The sequence below is a fragment of the Desulforegula conservatrix Mb1Pa genome (genome assembly GCF_000426225.1).
GTDB classification, from domain to species: domain Bacteria; phylum Desulfobacterota; class Desulfobacteria; order Desulfobacterales; family Desulforegulaceae; genus Desulforegula; species Desulforegula conservatrix.
The window spans coordinates 1-19,803 of sequence record NZ_AUEY01000017.1; the positions used below are offsets into that span (position 1 = coordinate 1).

Annotated in this window: 14 protein-coding genes; 13 read left to right on the top strand and 1 reads right to left on the bottom strand. The window is 44.4% G+C overall.

Annotation, left to right across the window (positions count from 1 at the left end; translation table 11 throughout):
• The 10 genes from K245_RS23650 to K245_RS0108465 form a co-directional block, all read left to right on the top strand.
• Window positions 1-291, top strand: a 291-nt coding sequence (locus tag K245_RS23650) for a transposase (protein WP_035276808.1), incomplete at its 5' end; no start/stop codon positions are given.
• Window positions 292-375: 84 nt separating this feature from the next.
• Window positions 376-825, top strand: a complete 450-nt coding sequence (locus tag K245_RS0108405; RefSeq protein WP_027358930.1) for a metal-dependent transcriptional regulator — start codon at window positions 376-378, stop codon at window positions 823-825.
• A gap of 207 nt (window positions 826-1,032) precedes the next feature.
• Window positions 1,033-1,482 carry a hypothetical protein gene (locus tag K245_RS23655; RefSeq protein ID WP_027358931.1) on the top strand — a complete coding sequence of 150 codons (450 nt, stop codon included), beginning with the start codon at window positions 1,033-1,035 and terminating at the stop codon, window positions 1,480-1,482.
• Between the two features lie 375 nt (window positions 1,483-1,857).
• A complete protein-coding gene (locus K245_RS26490; protein WP_051283989.1) occupies window positions 1,858-4,143 on the top strand; it encodes a sigma-54-dependent Fis family transcriptional regulator in 2,286 nt (761 codons plus the stop codon).
• Window positions 4,144-4,385: 242 nt separating this feature from the next.
• Complete coding sequence (locus K245_RS0108420; RefSeq protein ID WP_027358932.1) at window positions 4,386-5,747, top strand: acetyl-CoA hydrolase/transferase family protein; 1,362 nt, start codon at window positions 4,386-4,388, stop codon at window positions 5,745-5,747.
• Between the two features lie 415 nt (window positions 5,748-6,162).
• Window positions 6,163-7,965 (top strand): acyl-CoA dehydrogenase, encoded by a 1,803-nt coding sequence (locus tag K245_RS0108425; protein WP_027358933.1) that lies wholly within the window; start codon window positions 6,163-6,165, stop codon window positions 7,963-7,965.
• Between the two features lie 83 nt (window positions 7,966-8,048).
• Window positions 8,049-9,341 carry a thiolase family protein gene (locus tag K245_RS0108430; RefSeq protein WP_027358934.1) on the top strand — a complete coding sequence of 431 codons (1,293 nt, stop codon included), beginning with the start codon at window positions 8,049-8,051 and terminating at the stop codon, window positions 9,339-9,341.
• 132 nt (window positions 9,342-9,473) lie between these two features.
• Entirely contained in the window at window positions 9,474-10,784 is a 1,311-nt protein-coding gene (locus K245_RS23665; protein ID WP_051283990.1) for an L-lactate MFS transporter, read from the top strand.
• A gap of 433 nt (window positions 10,785-11,217) precedes the next feature.
• The gene (locus K245_RS23670) at window positions 11,218-12,453 is read left to right on the top strand and encodes a carboxyl transferase domain-containing protein (protein WP_051283991.1); all 1,236 of its coding nucleotides are present in this window, start codon (window positions 11,218-11,220) and stop codon (window positions 12,451-12,453) included.
• Window positions 12,454-13,360: 907 nt separating this feature from the next.
• A complete protein-coding gene (locus K245_RS0108465; RefSeq protein WP_027358937.1) occupies window positions 13,361-14,815 on the top strand; it encodes a catalase in 1,455 nt (484 codons plus the stop codon).
• Between the two features lie 129 nt (window positions 14,816-14,944).
• Here the strand turns inward: K245_RS0108465 and K245_RS0108470 are convergent, their stop codons facing one another.
• Entirely contained in the window at window positions 14,945-16,753 is a 1,809-nt protein-coding gene (locus tag K245_RS0108470) for an acyl-CoA dehydrogenase (protein WP_027358938.1), read from the bottom strand.
• Between the two features lie 412 nt (window positions 16,754-17,165).
• On the opposite strand from K245_RS0108470, the gene K245_RS0108480 reads away from it, so the two are divergent.
• The 3 genes from K245_RS0108480 (at window position 17,166) to K245_RS0108490 (ending at window position 19,613) form a co-directional block, all read left to right on the top strand.
• The gene (locus tag K245_RS0108480) at window positions 17,166-17,651 is read left to right on the top strand and encodes an adenosine-specific kinase (protein ID WP_027358939.1); all 486 of its coding nucleotides are present in this window, start codon (window positions 17,166-17,168) and stop codon (window positions 17,649-17,651) included.
• Window positions 17,652-17,715: 64 nt separating this feature from the next.
• Window positions 17,716-18,780 carry a magnesium/cobalt transporter CorA gene (gene corA, locus K245_RS0108485; protein WP_027358940.1) on the top strand — a complete coding sequence of 355 codons (1,065 nt, stop codon included), beginning with the start codon at window positions 17,716-17,718 and terminating at the stop codon, window positions 18,778-18,780.
• 17 nt (window positions 18,781-18,797) lie between these two features.
• Complete coding sequence (locus K245_RS0108490) at window positions 18,798-19,613, top strand: hypothetical protein (protein WP_156906746.1); 816 nt, start codon at window positions 18,798-18,800, stop codon at window positions 19,611-19,613.
• The last annotated feature ends 190 nt before the right edge of the window (window positions 19,614-19,803 follow it).

A 19,803-nucleotide genomic window follows, 5' to 3' on the forward strand; every position in this document is an offset into this window, starting at 1 on the left:
GAGCTCGCTGGTTTCCAGCACGAACCCCATGTTACTGGAGGTGGTAAAGCAGCTGTAGAGCATCCATCCTTCAAATGGGTCAATATAATACTTGGTAACTTAAAAAATGCGCTCAAAGGTACTTATCATGCAATTAATCGCAAGCATGTTCCGCGGTACCTGGCAGAATTTCAGTACAGATTCAATCGCCGATATGATCTGCCGTCCATGATTCACAGACTGATTTATGTTGCTCTTAGGACTCCACCCATGCCATCAACCATGCTTTCTATGGCTGAAGCAGAGTGGTAATCAGAAAAAACTATGAGCAGAACAGCCTTAGACTTTTCGGGCGCTTCCTGCAAACGACAAACCTAATCCAAGGGTATGCACATAATGATTCCCACAACTGAACCCGCGGCAAAAACGCTGACTTCCGTAATGGAAGACTACCTTGAGACGATATTCAATCTTGAGATAGACAAGAAGGTCGTAAGGGTAAAAGATATAGCCGGAAGACTAAAAGTTAAGATGCCATCTGTGACGAGTATGCTCAAGACCCTGAGTGAACGTGGACTCGTCAATTATGAAAAATACGAATATGTTTTTCTGACAGATGAAGGAAGCGCAATAGGCAAAGAAATAAACCGCAAGCACAAGATCCTTTTCAAATTCCTGACTGACATTCTTCATGTTGACCCAGCAAAAGCAGGAGATGAAGCATGCAAAATGGAACATGTCCTAAGCCATGATACAATGGACAGACTGATGTCACTAATGACAACCATGCTTGAATGCCCCGATTTCGTTAAAAAGGCAGATATGAGAATGAAAATAGATATTTAACAAAAAACCCCGGGATTTTACAGGCTTGCTTTGACAATCTTGACAAGATAGCAATAAACCCGATTGCCTTCATTCCTGCCCAGACCGAAATCCAGAAAGATCTAAGAATACTGGATGCCTTGTCAAGTCAGGCATGACGCCAAGGCCATTTTCTGACTTTTTTGTGAGTCCATGAATACCTAATGTTCCTGAAAGGATAAAAGCATAATGAAAAAATCAGGGATAATCTTTTTTATTTCCATACTAATTTTATCCGTTACAGGATGCGCCACCAATAAAATGCTTAAAAAATCCTCCGCAGGCATTCCCCCTCTCATATACGAGATCAGCACCGGAGACTGGAACAATATAGACAATGAAAGCAGCGGCGTAACCAGACTAAGCATTTCAGAAGCTGAAGGAGGATGGACAGTACACGCGTGGGGCAAATGCCACCCATCAGACTGCGATTGGGGAGTTGTTGAACTTAGAGTCTTGGGAGACTCCATAAGAGACAACGCCCCAAAATACGGATACGCATACTGGGACAACGGTTTTTCAGAGACCCATCTTATATTGAAGGCTGGAGCAGAGGAACTGTCAGCAGACTTTTATACCATATTCAAAGATGCCTCAGACAGAACCAACTACAGATCTTTTTACAGGTTTAAAAAATAGGCAGCAAATATGCATAAGTGATATTGATATGCTTTTTTGATTTTTTTTAACTGCTACCCACACACCCAAATACAAACATCCCCATAAAACAAGCAGCGACATCCTAAAAATTTAGATACTTCCCTGACATTGCCTTATTGCTTTTTTTGTACTACCTTTAATCTGAAGGTGTAATTCAGGAATCATAAAATCCTGGCAAACTCGTAATAAGTCTATCCATGTCATTCCGGCGCAGGCCTGAATACAGAAGTATCTAAAAACACAAAGATACAGTATCAAGTCCGGCATGACGCCGAAGCCTTTTTTTGACTTTTTGCGGGACCATCAATCCTGAATTACAATCATATTTCATATTTCCTTTTGGCCGGATCTTAAATGAACGTATCAAACAGCAAAAATTCAGCGTCCTGGATATCGAAATGCAGAAAGATCATATTCGAAGGTCAGCAATCAAAATCCATACTTGACGGCATATGCAGAATCCTTACAGATGACGGGCCATTTACCCTCGCCTCTTACTCAGAACTTTCCCATGAAAACGGAAAGGTAATGCCGGTAAGTATTTTCCCGTCTGACAGACCTTTTCCGGAAGCATCCGGATTTGTTCTTTCATCATCCCCTGAATCACCGGCAGCTGTTGCTTGGAGCCAGTCCAGGACATTTGTTGTAAGCCAGATATCAACGGACATGAATTTTCATGAGTGGCAGTCTGCGGCAGTCATGCATGGATACGAATCGATTGTTACCCTGCCTGTAAGCTCGGCGCCCCATCCCAGGGGAATTCTTATTTTATATTCCCAGAGCAGCGAGCCTGTAACCAGGGAAATAATTGTCGCGCTTGATGAGCTTGCTACTCTTCTCGGAAGAACCCTCGCTTTCCTTGCGGAAAAGACCATTCAGAAAAATGAAATAGAAGCCCTTGCAAAACAGGAGGAGATGTACCATTCGGTTTTTGAAAATACGGGCACGGGAACAATCATAATTGACTATGACATGACCATACTTCACGCCAATGCCAAGCTTCTTGAGATGACAGGCTACACAAGGGAAGAGGTGGAAAACAATATGAAATGGTCGCAGTTCATTGCTCCCCAGGATAATGAAAGGATGCAGAAATACCATTTCGGAAGACGCAAAAAAGAATCCGGGATACCGACTGAATACGAATGCAGAATCATAGACAGAAGTGGAAGGCTTAGATATATCGACATGAAGGTTGGCATGATTCCGGGTTCACTGCAATCCATTGCCTCCTTCAATGACATAACCAAAAAGGTTTTGGCCGAAGAACAACTGAAAGAGAGCGAATCAAGGCTTTCGGCAATTATCGAGGCATTTGACGGACTGATTTATATTTCTGACCCTAACTACAACATTCTCTTCATGAACAAGACAGTCAGGGAAAGAGCTGGCATAGGGGCCGCAAACGCACCATGCTACAAGATTATTCACGGCCTTGATCAGCCTTGTGGTTGGTGCGGACAGACAAGGGTTCTCACAGGCGGAACTGTAAGAAGGGAAATAAAAAGTCCGCTTGATGACAAATGGTTTTCATTCACAAGAACTCCGGTAAGACAGATAGACGGGAAGGTCGAAAGAATCCAGACCATTCTTATAGACATCACTGAACGCAAACTCGCTGAAGAAGCTCTGGCAAAAAAGGCTGACGTGCTGAGTGATGAAAACAGAAGACTTAGATCATCAATCAAGGAACGTTATAAATTTGGAGAAATAATAGGCAAAAGTCCGGCAATGCAGTCTGTCTACGAACTTATCCTGAAGGCCGCCACATCCAACGCGCATGTCATAATTCAGGGTGAATCAGGAACCGGCAAGGAATTGGTCGCTAGGGCGATTCATCACATGAGCGACCGCAAAGGCCAGAGATTCGTTCCAGTCAATTGCGGAGCCATAAGCGAGAACATCATAGAAAGCGAATTCTTCGGTTATAAAAAAGGGGCCTTCACAGGCGCCAACAGGGACAAGCCCGGATATCTTGACATTGCTGACGGCGGAACTCTTTTTCTGGATGAAATAGGAGAAATAGGCCTGGGCATGCAGGTTAAGCTTTTGAGAGCCATCGAAGGTGGCGGATACACCCCAGTTGGTGACAATATGGTAAAACACCCAAACCTAAGAATTGTTGCCGCCACAAACAGAAATCTCAAGGATCTTGTCAAGCAGGGCGAAATGCGGCAGGACTTTTTTTACAGGGTTCACGTAATACCCATTCATCTTCCTTCTTTAAGGGAAAGAAAGGAAGACCTTCCTCTTCTTATCGAACATTTCATATCCCGTTTCGAGGGCAGCCAAAACCCTCCTCATATTACAGGAAATATTCTTGAAACATTCATGCGTTATCCCTGGCCCGGCAATGTGAGGGAACTTGAAAACGTGATCAAAAGGTATGCCACCATTGGCAATCTTGATTTTTTCCAGTCCTTGCTTTCAGAACCAGAGGCACAGCTTCTGACCAAGCAATCCGCAATCCCCGAAATTCCGAAGGGCCTGCACCTTGAAGAAGCCATGGCTTTTGCCGAAAAAGAAATTATCAGACAGACACTTGAGGGTTGCAGATGGCATAAAGGCAAGGCTTCGGAGATTTTGGGCATCCACAGGAAGACCCTTTTTACCAAAATGAGGAAGCTTGGTATTAAATAGGGCAATATTGTGGCCAAAAAACCACATCAACTACAGATATTTGAAATAACAGCTATTTCATAAACAAGCATTTCACCATGTGGTCAAAAAGCCACAACACCCAATCCATCTATTTTTACACAACATCAACATAAATATCTTATAAAATCAATATATTACCATATGACAACCATGTTTGGCACGCGTATTGCTGTTTATATAAGCAACAAAGGATTTCACAGACAAACAAACAGGAGGTCATCATGGACTACGCAAGAACATATACTTCAAAAAAACTTTCCGCAGAAGCTGCCGTTGAATTAGTTAGCTCAGGTGACTGGATAGACTACGGCGCATTTTTATGCGCGCCAAAAGTGCTTGACGCGGCTCTTGCAAAAAGGATTGATTCCCTCACAGACGTGAAAATCAGAACCCTCGCGTTCCCTGGAACATCAGCAGTTGCGGCGGCAAGCCAGGGTAGCGACAAAATCATCTATAACAGCTGGCACTTCAGCGGCGCAGAAAGAAAACTCCACGACAGCGGCTCATGCCATTTCATTCCGTTTGTATACCATGAAGGCCCAAGCCATTACAGAAGAAACATCAATGTCGACGTATGCATGCTCAGAACAGGGCCAATGGACAAATTCGGATATTTCAACTACGGAGCAGCCAATTCATGCTCACGTTCAGCCATTGAAAACGCGAAACTGGTAATCATTGAAGTCAGCGAAACCATGCCACGCTGCCTCGGCGGCTATCACGAATCTGTTCATATTTCTGAAATTGACTATGTGGTTGAAACAGACAACGCTCCGGCTTTTGCACTTCCAAACCCTGTTATATCAGACACTGACAAAAAAATAGCTGAGCTAATAGTTAATGAAATCAAAGATGGCGCCTGCATTCAGCTTGGAATCGGCGGCATGCCCAATGCAGTTGGAAAGCTCATAGCCGAATCAGACCTTAAAAATCTCGGCGTGCATACAGAAATGCTTGCTGACGCATATCTTGATATGTACAAGTCCGGAAAAATCACCAATCTCAACAAGCTCACAGATCCTGGTAAAATGGTTTACACCTTTGCACTCGGAAGTTCAGAGCTTTATGAGTTTCTTGATGACAATCCATGCTGCGCGAGCTATCCGGTTGACTACACAAACAACCTACAGCGAATCTCGTCCAATCCCGGCGTGATTTCCATAAACAACGCCCTCGAGCTGGATCTTTTCGGCCAGGTCTCTTCTGAATCATCAGGAAACAGACACATCACAGGCACAGGCGGACAGTTTGACTTCGCTTACGGCGCTTACCATTCACTTGGCGGAAAATCATTCATATGCCTTACAGCAACCACAAAAGGCAAGGATGGAAAGCTCAAATCAAGAATAAGACCTGCTTTTGAAACAGGCACAATTGTCACCCTGCCAAGAACCATAACAAACTATGTTGTCACCGAGTTCGGAATAATCAATCTCAAGGGCAAGTCAACCTGGGAAAGAGCCGAAGCACTCATAAGCATAGCTCATCCTGATTTCAGGGATGAACTCGTCAGAGATGCCGAAAGAATGGGCATATGGACAAAATCAAATAAAATCGATGCACGCTACCTTGCAGCATCATAATCCCGGATCGCATTCAGACAATTAAGCAAACCCTGAATGCAAAACGGAATATCAGAAGGCCTAACGGGCATACCTGCACAAACCCCGCATTATCCTGGCCGGCAGCAAGTGGCTGCTGCCGACCAGGAGTCCAGGGTCTGAGAATGGAAAAGCCCTATAAATAATTCTTAATAAAATTTCAAAAGCAAGATCTCTGCACTCCTCAAACAAGAACCAGGAAGGCAGACGGCGGCAAAGGCCTAAAGGGCGATACCTGCAAAATCCCCTCAAATCCTGACCGGCAGCAAGTGGCTGCAGCCGGTCAGGAGTCGGGCACCAGCAGACTCAGCCCTTAAAACAACAAATAACAATGAACAGCGTTTAACCGAAGCAGCCCAAATCAAAGACACGAACCAAAGAAAGGAATTAAACAAAAATGGCTCAGCTAATAGCAGACAAAAGAGATGTGGAATTTGTACTTCATGAACAGTTTGAAGCTGCATCACTTGCAAAATACAGCGCGTATTCATCTTTTAATAAAAAAACCATAGACCTCATAGTTTCTGAAGCCAGAAATCTGGCAATAAAGGAAATACTGCCTCTTCAGAAGATCTCGGATGACGGATGCGTATTTGACGCAGGAAAAGTCACGGTACCTGAAGCTTATCACAAGGTTTTTGCTTCATATATGGCTGGTGAATGGCTTGCCATGACAGATGATCCTGAATGGGGCGGACAGGGCGCGCCAAAACTTGTTGCAATGGCGGCAAATGAATATTTTTACGGCGCGTGCAACTCATTCATGCTTTTTCACATGCTCAGCCACGGCGCAGCGAGACTTGTCGAACACTTTGGAACAGAGGAACAGAAAAAAACCTATCTTGGAAACATGCTTTCAGGAAAGTGGTCAGGAACCATGCTCCTTACAGAACCTGAAGCAGGCTCTGACGTAGGCGCACTCACATCAACAGCCAAGAAAAACCCTGACGGGACATACAGCATCACTGGAAACAAGATTTTCATATCAGGCGGCGAGCATAACATGGTGGACAATATCATCCATCCTGTTCTTGCCAGACTTGAAGGCGCGCCGGCAGGCACAAGGGGCATATCCCTCTTTCTTGTTCCAAAATTCAGGGTAAACGCAGACGGCTCACTCGGCGAGTTCAACGATGTAGTATGCACAGGCATCGAGCACAAGATGGGGCTTCATGGAAACTGCACATGCTCACTTACTCTTGGCGGAAGCGGAAACTGCATAGGAACTCTTCTTGGTGAAGAAAACAAAGGCATGGCAGCGATGTTCGTAATGATGAACGAAGCCCGCCAGATGGTTGGTCTCCAGGGATTTGCCAATGCTTCGGCATCCTATATGTACGCACTCGAATACGCGAGACAGAGAATCCAGACCAAGCACATGACAGCACCTGCTACGGCAGGCCCTGCGCCAATCATCCAGCATCCTGACGTAAGGCGCCAGCTCATGATCATGAAGGCCCATGTTGAAGGCATGCGCAGCCTTATCTATTACGGCGGCCTGTGCCAGGATCTTGAAAAGAATGCTGCAACAGAAGAAGAAAAAGCCGCTATGTCGGAAATGCTCGAAATTCTGACTCCGATAATAAAGGGATACATCACTGACAAGGCCTTTGAGATGTGCAGTCACGGCGTTCAGGTCTACGGCGGCTATGGCTTTATTGAAGAATATCCTGTGGCCCAGCTCCTCAGAGACTCCAGAATATTCATGATCTACGAAGGAACAAACGGAATTCAGTCCATTGACCTTGTCGGAAGAAAAATGGGCATGAAAAAAGGAAAGCCTTTCATGGCCTTCCTTGAAGAAATCAAAAAAACCATCACAAAAGCAGCCGCAACAAAAGGTACTGAAGAGCTTGCAAAAGAACTCCAGGAGTACCTCGACACATACATGAAGTCTGCTGCCACCCTTGCCCAGAATACTGCATCTGACAAAATTCTGAGCGCTTATGGATACACCCATCCTTTCCTTGAATGCACAGGAGATCTTTCAATGGCATGGATGCTTCTCTGGAGAGCTGCAACAGCGGCCCAGAAACTCGGAGCAGCCGGAAAAGACCTGGCTTTCTACAAAGGCCAGATCGACACAGCAAGATTCTTCATCCGCTATGTGCTTCCTGTTGCAAAAGGAAGACTCGCTGCGATTGACATGTGCGACGGAGCGGCTGTTGAAATATCCGAAGACGGATTCGGCGGAAAATAAAAAAGAGCTGCAATGAACCAATGCAGGGAAAGAGCAAAATACTTTCCCTGCAAATCAGAACAAAAAAATAACGGATGGTTGAAATGAACGACGCAGTAATAGTGGCAGGAACAAGAACGGCAATCGGAGCATTTGGCGGATCCCTTAAAGATGTCGGGGCTATTGATCTTGGTTCACTTGTAATCCGTGAAACCATGAAAAAAGCCGGTGTAAAACCTGAGGCCGACGCTGCAACCATGAAATATGCACCTGATGCACTCAAGGGAATAGGCAAGATCCAGCTCGAACATGATCATAATTCTTGGGAACCGTTCCTCAAGCCGGTTAATGTTGATGAAGTTATCATGGGCAATGTTCTCCAGGCAGGTCTTGGCCAGAATACAGCACGTCAGGCAATGATCAGCGCAGGAGTCAACAAGGAAACGCCTGCTTTTACGATAAACAAGGTGTGCGGTTCCGGGCTGAAGGCAATCGCTCTTGCGGCCCAGTCAATAATGACAGGACAGGCAGATGTTGTTGTGGCTGGTGGAATGGAAAGCATGAGCAATGCGCCCCTTGCGCTGAAACAGGCAAGATGGGGACATAGGATGGAATTGACCGGCGTCGGCAAAGTTTACGACCTCATGGTTTTTGATGGCCTGTATGAAATTTTCTACGGTTATCACATGGGAATAACTGCCGAAAATATTGCCGCAAAATATTCCATATCAAGGGCTGATCAGGACAAACTCGCGTATATCAGCCACGAAAGAGCACTTTCTGCAATCAGAAACGGTCTTTTCAAGGATGAGATCGCGCCTGTCAAGATCAAGGCCAGGAAAGGCGAAATCGTAATTGATACAGATGAAAGACCAATGGAGACAAGCATTGAGGCGCTTGGCAAAATGAAGCCGGCCTTCAAAAAAGATGGCTCTGTAACCGCAGGCAATGCTTCGGGAATCAATGACGGAGCAGCATCTGTTCTGATCATGAGCCGCCAGAAAGCAGCAGAGCTTGATCTTCACCCCCTGGCAATAATCAAGGGCTTTGCCTCAGGCGGCCTTGATCCGGCTTATATGGGATTAGGCCCGGTTCCGGCCATACGCAAGGTTCTCAAGCAGACCGGAATGGCGCTGAATGACATAGACATGATTGAGCTGAACGAGGCGTTTGCATCCCAGGCAATAGGCTGCATGATCGAACTCGGAATTGATTATGAAGCACCAAACCCGCTTGGAAGCGGTATTTCTCTGGGACATCCCATCGGATGCACCGGCGCACGCCAGGTAGTCACAATGATCCATGAAATGAAAAGAAAAAATTATGCCACAGGCCTTGTTTCAATGTGCATAGGCGGGGGCATGGGAATGGCAATGATACTGGAAGCAGCGAAATAAAAAACTCAGGCATTACGACGGCATATGATGAACACATCCGCTGGCTGCGCTCTGCAAGCAGATCGCATGGATATTTCGGACCGCCGTCCAAGTGCATAAAAATCAAAAAAACCACAATCCGGGGAGGCAGGTATGGAAAATTCTTCAAAAAGTGGCTGGATAGTAGTTCTGGCAGGCGTGTGCATAAATCTAACCATGGGATTTCTTTATGCCTGGAGCGTAGTCAGGGGGGGCATCCCCGAAGCATGGGGCTGGAGCAACGCGGACAAGGCCCTGCCGTTCTCCGTTATCTGCATAGCCATAACAATAGCCATGATTCCGGCAGGAAGACTACAGGACAAGATAGGCCCTAAAATAGTTTCAACGGTGGGAGGAATTCTGATAGGCCTTGGCTTCCTTGTCTGTTATTTTTCAGGCTCGAGCCTTGCCGGTTTTGTGGTTGGATTTGGAGTTCTTGGCGGCATCGGCATGGGTGCAAGCTATGCTTCTGCGACACCTCCGGCCGTCAAATGGTTTCCTCCAGCTAAGACAGGCATGATAGCAGGCATAGTCGTGGCAGGGTTCGGACTTTCACCGGTCATAATCGCGCCCTTGACATCAAAACTGCTTGCATTGTTTCAGACAACCATCATTGACAGCTCGACAGGCAATACAATTGTTGAAAAAGGCGTTTCAATGACCATGCTTGTCTATGCAATCGCCTTCCCAATAATAATAGTAGCACTCTCCCAGATGCTGACAAATCCGCCTGTCAGCAATGCAGCCAAGGTTGCCGCAGCAGCAACGTCGCTGAAAGCAACTGACAAAAAAGATTTCGCGTGGAAAGAAATGATGAGTACATCCCAGTTTTATCTTCTGTGGTTCATGTACTTTGCAGGTTCGGCAGCAGGTCTCATGTTTATCAGCGTAGCACAGGAGCTCGGCAAAAAAACACTCGGTGAATATGCATTCTTTGCGGTTGTTGTACTGGCATGCGGAAATGCGGGCGGACGAGTTCTTGCAGGTATAGTATCAGATATAATAGGCCGCCAGTGGACAATCTTCTGCTCATGCGTTCTTCAGTCCCTGGTTGTATTCTGCATGTATCTTGCCACAAGCGGAGCTGCATGGAGCTCAAACGCATTTATCATGATGACCCTGGTTGCACTGATAGGAGCCAACTTTGGTTCGAATCTCGCTCTGTTCCCGGCGGTTACCAAAGATTATTTCGGTGTCAAAAATTTTGGCCTGAACTATGGAATCCTCTTCACAGCATGGGGAACAGCCGGCCTTGTAATGCCCTGGATCAACGGATTTGTAAAAGATGTGGGTATGCCGCAGCTGTCTTACCTCATTGTCATATCAATGCTCATGACAGCGGCAGTATTCACCTTTCTCAGCCGCAGCATAGCCAACAGAAAAACTGGTTCCAGCACAAGCCTGCCATCAGGAGCAGGAGCATAAATAAAATATAGTAGAATCAAAAACCCGCAGAAGCCTGAAAACAGCTTTTGCGGGTTTTTAGTTATTATCCTGCCTGATCCGGGACAAACCATGGATAACGACAAATATGTCCAACAATTACCCATAAAACGAGACAAAATTGTCCTGAACAGGGCCGAAAAGCTTGAAAACATTGACACTATCATAAAAATAAAGCCGGGCACGAAAAATGCTAAACCCAATAACCGGTTCGGGAAACAGAATCAAAAAAAACAAGCAAAGCGTATTCCATTTTCAAATCAAAGAAAAAATGGCGGCGACACACGAGCTGAATAAGCGGCCAAAGAAACCTTGAAACGATAAATATCTTTGATTTGAAATTGGAATATTCATTAAGTTTAATAAATTTTATTCCGGCATAAATTATCCCGGAAAAACAATTGGAGAAATAGAGATGAGCGTCGGTTTTTTAAAAAAAAGGGCCAGGGGCAAAAAATATCGAAAACACATGAGCGAGGCTGAAAAGACATCCTCCGAGGCTGTATTTCAGGAAATAAAAAAAATCGTGATAAACGAAAGAATCAATGCTTACAGAGAAAGGGACAGAAGGCCAAGCGCAGCCCAGGACAGCAATGCCGCAAAAAAGCTGAAATGCGAACTTGGTCTCATAGCAAATGAAATCCCTGAATACTTTCTTGACATAGAAGCCATGAACAAAACAGATATGCTTGAGATAGACAGATGGAGACAGTTTTCATTCGGAAAAGGCTTATCCACAATTGATTGCATAAAAACGCTCATGACATTCATATCACCAAGTCAAAGCACAAAAACCCCATCATCCTTTGACGATGACAGTTTATCAAGGCTTTGCCCTGAACTGGACGCATTCATCCCTGAAAACCAGGGCGCACCTTATGACATGAGGACAATAATAACCTCAATTGTTGATAAAGGTATTATTTTCAAGGCTCCGGCAAGCTGTACTGCAAGCATGATAATCTGCTTTGCAAGGATAGGCGGAAATCCCGTAGGTATAATCGCAAATCAACCTTTTTTCCCTTCAGGCCTCATAGATTCGGGAATAGCAGACAAAGCAGCCAAATTCATACGGTTCTGCGACACAATAGACATCCCCATTATATCAATCACCGAGGCCCCAGGTTTCTTGTCGGGATACGGCCATGATTGGGATGAAAATATAAGACACGGAGCAAAGCTTCTCTGGAGCTATTCAGCTGCGACCGTACCCAAGATACTGCTTATAACCAGAAAAGCATGGGCTGGGGAAAACATTCCTTTCTCATCAAAACACCTTGGAGCTGACGCTGTTTTTGCATGGCCATCGCCTATAAATGACGGAACTGAAAGCCCGGTAAGCTGCGAAAATGAATCGGCAAAGAAAAAGGGGGTTCCTGCTAAATCACCAAGAAGGCACAAGCAAAAAATACAAAGCATGGAATTTCTTTTTTCAAAAAGCAGGGTTCCTGATTATTCTGGATTCGGAGAAACCATGATCAAACCATCTGAAACAAGAATAAAAATTGCCTCGGCACTTGCAAATTTATCAATGGCCAAGACACAAAGAAAAGACAAGAAATCCAACTGGGATTCCGGATGGGCAGAACTCGAAAAAACCGAAAAGCCGTGCATGGCTTTTCCATCCAGCGTAACCAGATATGCAGGATAAACCTGCTACAGAATAATTTTGATAGCCTCGCAAAAAGGCGGCGGCGTCATGCCGGACTTGATCCGGCATCCAGCATTTTAAGACATTTCCGGATTCCGCCCTGCGCCGGAATGACGGTAACCGGACTTTTTGCGATGTTGTCAATCTTAAAAACCATGAACTTCAAATTATCCCTTCACCAAATTAATCAGGGAAAGAGACTAAATAATGGCCTGTTTCCAGAAAGAATACCCGTGTAAAAAGCCAGGAATCCTGGAAAAAACACTAAAAGACACAGACCAGAAATAATAGTTCTTTACAGGATTAATGTCCCACGGCCGCAAGACATAACCGATGCTCCTGAGTTCAGGCGCATCGGTTATCCCCAACAACACACAGTATTAATGCCAGGTTGACATCCGCTGTCATTACGGGCTATATTATTTCTTCAATTTCAAAGATCTGTCCCAATTCAATATTTTACACAATCAAAATTGATGTTTTCGCAAAAAGTCAAAAAAAGGCGGCGGAGTCATGTCGGACTATATCCGGCATCCAGCATTTTCAGACACTTCTGTATTCAGGCTCCTGGTTTTCACAGGGACAGACCCCGCCTGAATGAAGAAAACAGGACTTTTTGCGACCTTGTCAGAAATATTTATAGAGCAAAAGCTCGAATCCTTGACCCTGCTTAAAAACCAACAATACCGGTACTTTTGCCTTTAAGCACGGGAAGTTTCATTACGACGATAAACAACTGATATTTTTATAAAGCTCCCTAAACTCCGGGCCGGATTTTCGGCAATATTTCATCCGAACATTTTATACGCCAGATTACCGGACTCGATTCTTTCAGATCAAATAAATCATCTTTCCGCTTTTGTATTTTGTGTCTCTTTCATCAACCGCTTCAACAAGGAGAGAAACCATGAGCGACAAAAAACTAACCACGAACGCTGGAGCGCCCGTGCCTGACAACCAGAATTCTATGACTGCAGGCCCCCGCGGCCCCATGCTTCTTCAGGATGTATGGTTTCTTGAAAAGCTTGCCCATTTTGACAGGGAAGTTATTCCTGAACGCCGAATGCACGCAAAGGGTTCGGGAGCATACGGTACTTTTACGGTTACCAAAGACATAAGCAAGTATACAAAGGCTAAAATCTTCTCTGAAATTGGTAAAAAGACAGATCTGTTTGTCCGATTTTCAACGGTTGCGGGGGAACGAGGCGCTGCTGACGCAGAACGAGACATCAGAGGATTTGCCATAAAATTCTATACAGAGGAAGGCAACTGGGATCTTGTGGGCAACAACACCCCGGTATTTTTTCTGCGCGACCCGCTTAAATTCCCGGATCTAAATCATGCTGTAAAACGTGACCCAAAAACAAATATGCGAAGCGCAAAAAACAACTGGGATTTCTGGACATCACTCCCCGAAGCCCTTCATCAGGTGACGATAGTCATGAGCGATAGAGGAATACCTGCATCATACCGCCACATGCACGGATTCGGAAGCCATACATTCAGCTTGATAAATGCCAAAAATGAAAGATTTTGGGTAAAATTTCATCTTCAAACCCAGCAGGGAATAAAAAATCTGACAGATGAAGAAGCCGAAGCGATTGTCGGCAAATGCAGGGAAAGTCATCAGCGCGATCTATTTGAAAGCATTGAAAAAGGCGATTTCCCGAAATGGAAGATGTTCATTCAGATAATGCCCGAAAAAGAAGCAGCCACATGCCCTTATCATCCATTTGATCTCACCAAGGTCTGGCCCCACAAGGATTACCCACTCATTGAAGTCGGAATTCTTGAACTGAACAAAAATCCTGAAAACTATTTTGCAGAAGTCGAGCAGTCGGCGTTTAATCCTGCCAATATAGTTCCAGGCATAGGTTTTTCTCCTGACAAGATGCTTCAGGGTCGACTGTTTTCTTATGGAGACGCCCAGCGCTACAGGCTCGGAGTCAATCATCACCTAATTCCTGTAAATTCTGCAAGATGTCCTTTCCACAGCTATCATCGTGACGGTTCAATGAGAGTTGACGGAAACCACGGCAGCACCATTGGATACGAACCAAACAGCTATGGCAAATGGCAGGAACAACCCGATTTTTCAGAACCACCGCTGAGCCTCGAAGGAGCAGCTGATCACTGGAATCACAGAGAAGACACAGATTACTATTCCCAGCCTGGAAAACTTTTCAATTTGATGAGCGATCAGCAGAAAGCTGTTCTTTTCGCCAACACGGCAAGGGCTATGGGAGATGCTCCAAAAGAAATAAAGATCAGACATATTGGTAACTGCCTAAAAGCTGATCCTGCTTACGGGAAAAGTGTTGCGGAAGCGCTGGGATTACCTCTGAGTGAAATTCCAAAGTAATTACATTTTTAAATTAGTATTTGGGGTTCAATAAAAACGCAAAAAACTCCGGAGACAAAGAAAACGTCTCCGGAGCTTGATCCAAGCCAACTAACCACACAATAAGTTGAGCTTAAGCTTATTCAGTAATCAGGATGTAAATGCAGCCTCATCCATGCTCATGGCTGCATTGGAAGTTTTAAGTATGGCCCTGATCTTCCCGTGAGTTACAGGAAGAACCGTTTCAATGAAAAAACGGGCAGAATTTATCTGACCCTTATAAAAAACAGCATCCTTTTTATCGGCAATAATGGCTTTTTCCGCAACCACTGCTCGCCACAGAAGCATCCACCCCATGACAACATCACCCATGGCCTCAAGCAAGGGATGAGCAAACGCAAACGCATTCATTACGTCCGGACTCATCGCTATCTTGCCCATATGCATCATGGCCTCGCCAAGCTTGGCAAGCACAACTTCAAGATCATTCGCAAGCGGCACAAGAGAATCAACAGCCTTGGCCCTGGCTATGACTATCTGAATTTCTGCAAGAAGATCCATCATGGGTTTACCCTTCTTCATACCAAGCTTTCTGCCCAAAAGATCCATTGCCTGAATTCCGTTGGTTCCCTCATAAATCATGGTGATGCGGCAGTCGCGCATGAGCTGGGCCTGTGGATACTCCTCAACAAATCCGTAACCACCATAAACCTGCATACCGGTTGAACAGACTTCAAAGGCCTTATCGCTCACATACCCTTTCGCAACAGGAATCAGTATGTCTATGATTCCGTTAAGTTCATCTTTTCTGGCTTCATCTTTTTGGATTTTTATCTGGTCAAAGCAGAAACCAACATAATAAATAAGACTGCGCATGCCTTCCACATACGCCTTCATAGTCATGAGCTGACGCCTGATATCAGGATGCTGGATGATTGGAACGCCGGACAGGTCGCCTTCAAAAGCCTTGAGCATATTCGGCCCCTGGATTCTTTCCCTGGCATAATTAACTGCATTGAGATATGCGCTGGAAGCCAATGACAGGCCCTGAACCCCTACATACAAACGGGCTTCGTTCATCATCTGGAACATGACCTTCATGCCTTTGTTGGCTTCTCCAAGAAGATAGCCAACACACTCGCCTTTGCTTCCAAGGGCGAGCGAACATGTGCAGTTGCCGTGAATTCCCATTTTATGCTCGATACCCGTGCAGACAACATCGTTGAAAGCACCGAGGGAACCGTCATGATTGACCCTGTATTTTGGGACTATGAAAAGCGAAATGCCTTTTGTTCCTTTTGGAGCACCTTCAATGCGGGCAAGAACAGGGTGAATTATATTCTCAACCATATCATGCTCGCCGCCTGATATGAAAATCTTGTTGCCTTCTATTTTATAAGTACCATCTGGCTGGGGAATAGCCCTTGTCTCAAGAGCGCCCACGTCAGATCCTGCTCCGGCTTCTGTGAGAAGCATGGTGCCGCTCCATTGACCGGTATACATTTTTTTAACATAGGTAGATTTCTGTTCAGGAGTTCCGAATGTCTCTATAAGATGGGCAGCGCCGTGGGTCAGAGCGACATACATAAAAAGAGCCATGTTCGCACCGTTAAGATATTCTGTGGCGGCAGATGCCAGAATCTGCGGCATTCCCTGGCCACCCCATTCGGATGATTCGGACATTGCAAGCCACTCGCCGGATCTGTACATCTCCCATATCCTCGGAAATGAATCAGGTATTGAAACTTTGCCATTATCAAGCTGGCAACCCTGTTTATCACCTTCATGATTTGTGGGCAAAACTTCCTTGATTGCCAGATTACGAACTTCTTTTAAAACAAGATCAACGGTCTTTTTGCTGAAATCCTCAAAAATCTTATGATCAGACAGTCTTCCAGCCTCAAACTGTTCATGAATTACAAATGCCACATCACGCTTGTCAGCAATCCATTCAGCCATGATTCCCCCTGTTTTTATTAAAGTTTACGCTAACGTTAAAAATAATATCTACTACCAAAAAGAACAGGCTTTGTACACCATAAAGTTAGACCTAACTTTAATTATAAACTCATCACCGAAGAAGCTTAAGCATGGAAAAACCTCTTCACTTAAAAGCGCTGCTGGATAAATAATTAAAGAACTGCTAAAAAATCATGAATTCAATTCCTTGATAGAACCCAAACGCGTGTGATTTTACAATACTGTCCCTTATTAAACACAAGATAAAGTCTCAGATGATCAGATTTTTATAACGCCGACAAAGCTTGCTAAAGCGAGAAAAGGGTCAACCAACATAATAACGAAGCTTTTTGGCCGTTTTGCGAGCTGCTAAAGAAGGAATCATCTGTAATAAATCAAACCGGAGAAAAATATGAAAACCATTATTATTTCAATAGAAAAGCCTGAAACAGTCAATTTCATTCTTGGCCAATCCCATTTCATCAAGACAGTGGAAGACATACATGAAGCACTTGTCTGTGCAGTTCCCGGCATCAAGTTCGGGCTGGCATTTTGTGAAGCATCAGGCGATTGTCTTGTCAGGTGGTCAGGAACTGATCCTGACATGATAGAACTCGCAAAGAAAAATGCGAGCGCCATATCCGCAGGTCACAGCTTCATCGTATTCCTTGGTGATGGCTTTTATCCGCTCAATATACTGAATACCATAAAGATGATTCCTGAAGTCTGCCGCATTTTCTGCGCGACAGCAAATCCGGTAGAGATTATTATTGCCGAGACAGATCAGGGCCGTGGCATCATGGGCGTCATTGACGGTTTTCGTACAAGAGGCATTGAGGATGAAAATAAAATCGCGGAAAGAAAGGCACTCTTAAGAAAAATAGGGTATAAATCCTGAAATGACATCGCATCCCTTCGAGTCATGAATCATGCCCGAAAAAGACACTGACAGGATCAAGTTTATGAGCAGGAACAGAAAGTCACAGCGGACAAAAGCAGGGCTTCCGCCTGGAAGCTTGATACACATCGGAGAAAAACTTGTTGAATACGTCTCTATCAATCTCATTGATTATACCGAGAACAGCTTTACCGAGCGCAAAGTAGAATCAATAGAGGATTGCAGGGAAGCGCTCGTAACACCATCCATAAGCTGGATCAATATGGTGGGACTTCATGACGTTACACAATTCCAGCAGATTCAGGATGTTTTTGGCATTCACCCTCTGGTTCTGGAAGATATCCTGAGCACAGCCCAGAGGCCTCGCATGGAGGACTACGGAGATTATATCTATATTGTCCTAAAAATGATCTATCTTGAGCCTGAGTCCCATCAAATTATTTCAGAACAAATAAGCCTTATTCTTGGGAAAGACTTCCTTCTCTCTTTTCAGGAAAGCACGGGAAATACATTCAACCCTATAAGGGATAGAATACGAACCTCAAAAGGTCGGTTAAGAAAATCGGGCGCCGATTATCTGGCTTACTGCATGCTTGATGCTATAGTTGATAATTATTTTGTCGTTCTTGAGGAAATAGGAGAAAAAATTGAAGATTTTCAGGAACAGGTGATCGGTAATCCCAGCCCGGAAGTTCTCTCGTCCATCCACAGAGCAAAAAGAGACATGATTCATCTCAGAAAAGCTCTGTGGCCTGTTCGAGAACTGGTCAACGGTCTGCAAAAAACTGAATCAAGTCTTATAGAAGAATCCACAGATGTTTTTCTGCGTGACGTTTATGAACATTCTGTCCAAGTTATCGAATCCATTGAAATGATGAGGGATATGCTCGGCAGCGCCCTTGACATTTATCTTTCAAGCACAAGCAACAGAATGAATGAAGTCATGCGCGTACTCACAGTAATTTCAACTTTATTCATCCCACTTACTTTCATGGTTGGAATCTACGGGATGAATTTTGAAAACATGCCTGAACTGAAGCTTAAATACGGATATGAAGGTCTATGGGTTATCATGATTCTTACAGTAGCAGTAATGATAACCTTTTTCAGGAAGAGGAAATGGTTCTAATTGAAAGTCAGAAATAAATGCTGAAGGAACTTCTTACATATTTTACTACCCCTTGTCCTAAGCATATTAGACACATGGGCTACCTGTACGAAGCTATTGCGATGAGGGAAAGATACAGGCGCAACAAGGCTTCATGGCACCACCACCTTGAAAAATCAAAAAAATTCATATTATCTGCTTCCGGGAAAATCAAAAACAGACAAAAAATCATTATCATAGGCTCAGGCCTGCTGCTTGATGTTCCGCTTAAAAAGCTATCGCTTCTTTTCAGGGAAGTGATTCTTGCTGACATTATCCATCTTCCCGAAACAAGAAGAGTCGCAAAAAAATATAATAATGTTAGCCTTTTAGAATATGACACAACAAACACTGCGGAGGCTCTTTTCCTGAACATCAAAAATGGAATCATGGATTTTCCGGCTTCTAAGCCTACCCTGCCCGATGCTTTCATTGATAATGATGCAGAATCAATACTTGTGGTTTCCCTTAATATTCTCTCACAGCTTTCGGTAATTCCTCATCTTTATACAATTAAAAATATGCCTGATGCAGATGAATCAAAGATTGAAAACTGGTGCCGGGGCATAATCGAATCCCATATATCATGGCTTTTTTCATTGCCTTGCAATGTATGCATGATTTCTGACCATGAATTTATCAGAAAAAACAAAAATGGGGACATAAGTGAAAAAGGGTCTACGATTCATGGCGTTGTCCTGCCGGAATATGAAGATTCCTGGATATGGAAAATAGCGCCGCATGGCGAAGAATCCGGCGAAGAATCCAAAGAGCTGTACGTTGGTGCCTGGTCTTTAAAAAAGACCGATTCGTAGAATTAGAGCGTACTATGCTCTTAATCCGGCATTCTTGTATACTCATCAATGTCACAGCTTGAACATTTGAAATGAGTCAGGCCGTTTGAATGGTAAGCCTGTTGTTGCATCATTACTGGAAAACCCTTTGAAAAAGGGTTTTCCAGACTTTTCCCAAAACTTTTATGGTTTTTTTATTACGAGTTGAGAA

Coding starts and splice junctions, on each gene's coding strand:
- K245_RS0108405 (WP_027358930.1), top strand. CDS start 376: ATGATTCCCACAACTGAACCCGCGGCAAAAACGCTGACTTCCGTAATG.
- K245_RS23655 (WP_027358931.1), top strand. CDS start 1,033: ATGAAAAAATCAGGGATAATCTTTTTTATTTCCATACTAATTTTATCC.
- K245_RS26490 (WP_051283989.1), top strand. CDS start 1,858: ATGAACGTATCAAACAGCAAAAATTCAGCGTCCTGGATATCGAAATGC.
- K245_RS0108420 (WP_027358932.1), top strand. CDS start 4,386: ATGGACTACGCAAGAACATATACTTCAAAAAAACTTTCCGCAGAAGCT.
- K245_RS0108425 (WP_027358933.1), top strand. CDS start 6,163: ATGGCTCAGCTAATAGCAGACAAAAGAGATGTGGAATTTGTACTTCAT.
- K245_RS0108430 (WP_027358934.1), top strand. CDS start 8,049: ATGAACGACGCAGTAATAGTGGCAGGAACAAGAACGGCAATCGGAGCA.
- K245_RS23665 (WP_051283990.1), top strand. CDS start 9,474: ATGGAAAATTCTTCAAAAAGTGGCTGGATAGTAGTTCTGGCAGGCGTG.
- K245_RS23670 (WP_051283991.1), top strand. CDS start 11,218: ATGAGCGTCGGTTTTTTAAAAAAAAGGGCCAGGGGCAAAAAATATCGA.
- K245_RS0108465 (WP_027358937.1), top strand. CDS start 13,361: ATGAGCGACAAAAAACTAACCACGAACGCTGGAGCGCCCGTGCCTGAC.
- K245_RS0108470 (WP_027358938.1), bottom strand. CDS start 16,753: ATGGCTGAATGGATTGCTGACAAGCGTGATGTGGCATTTGTAATTCAT.
- K245_RS0108480 (WP_027358939.1), top strand. CDS start 17,166: ATGAAAACCATTATTATTTCAATAGAAAAGCCTGAAACAGTCAATTTC.
- corA (WP_027358940.1), top strand. CDS start 17,716: ATGAGCAGGAACAGAAAGTCACAGCGGACAAAAGCAGGGCTTCCGCCT.
- K245_RS0108490 (WP_156906746.1), top strand. CDS start 18,798: ATGCTGAAGGAACTTCTTACATATTTTACTACCCCTTGTCCTAAGCAT.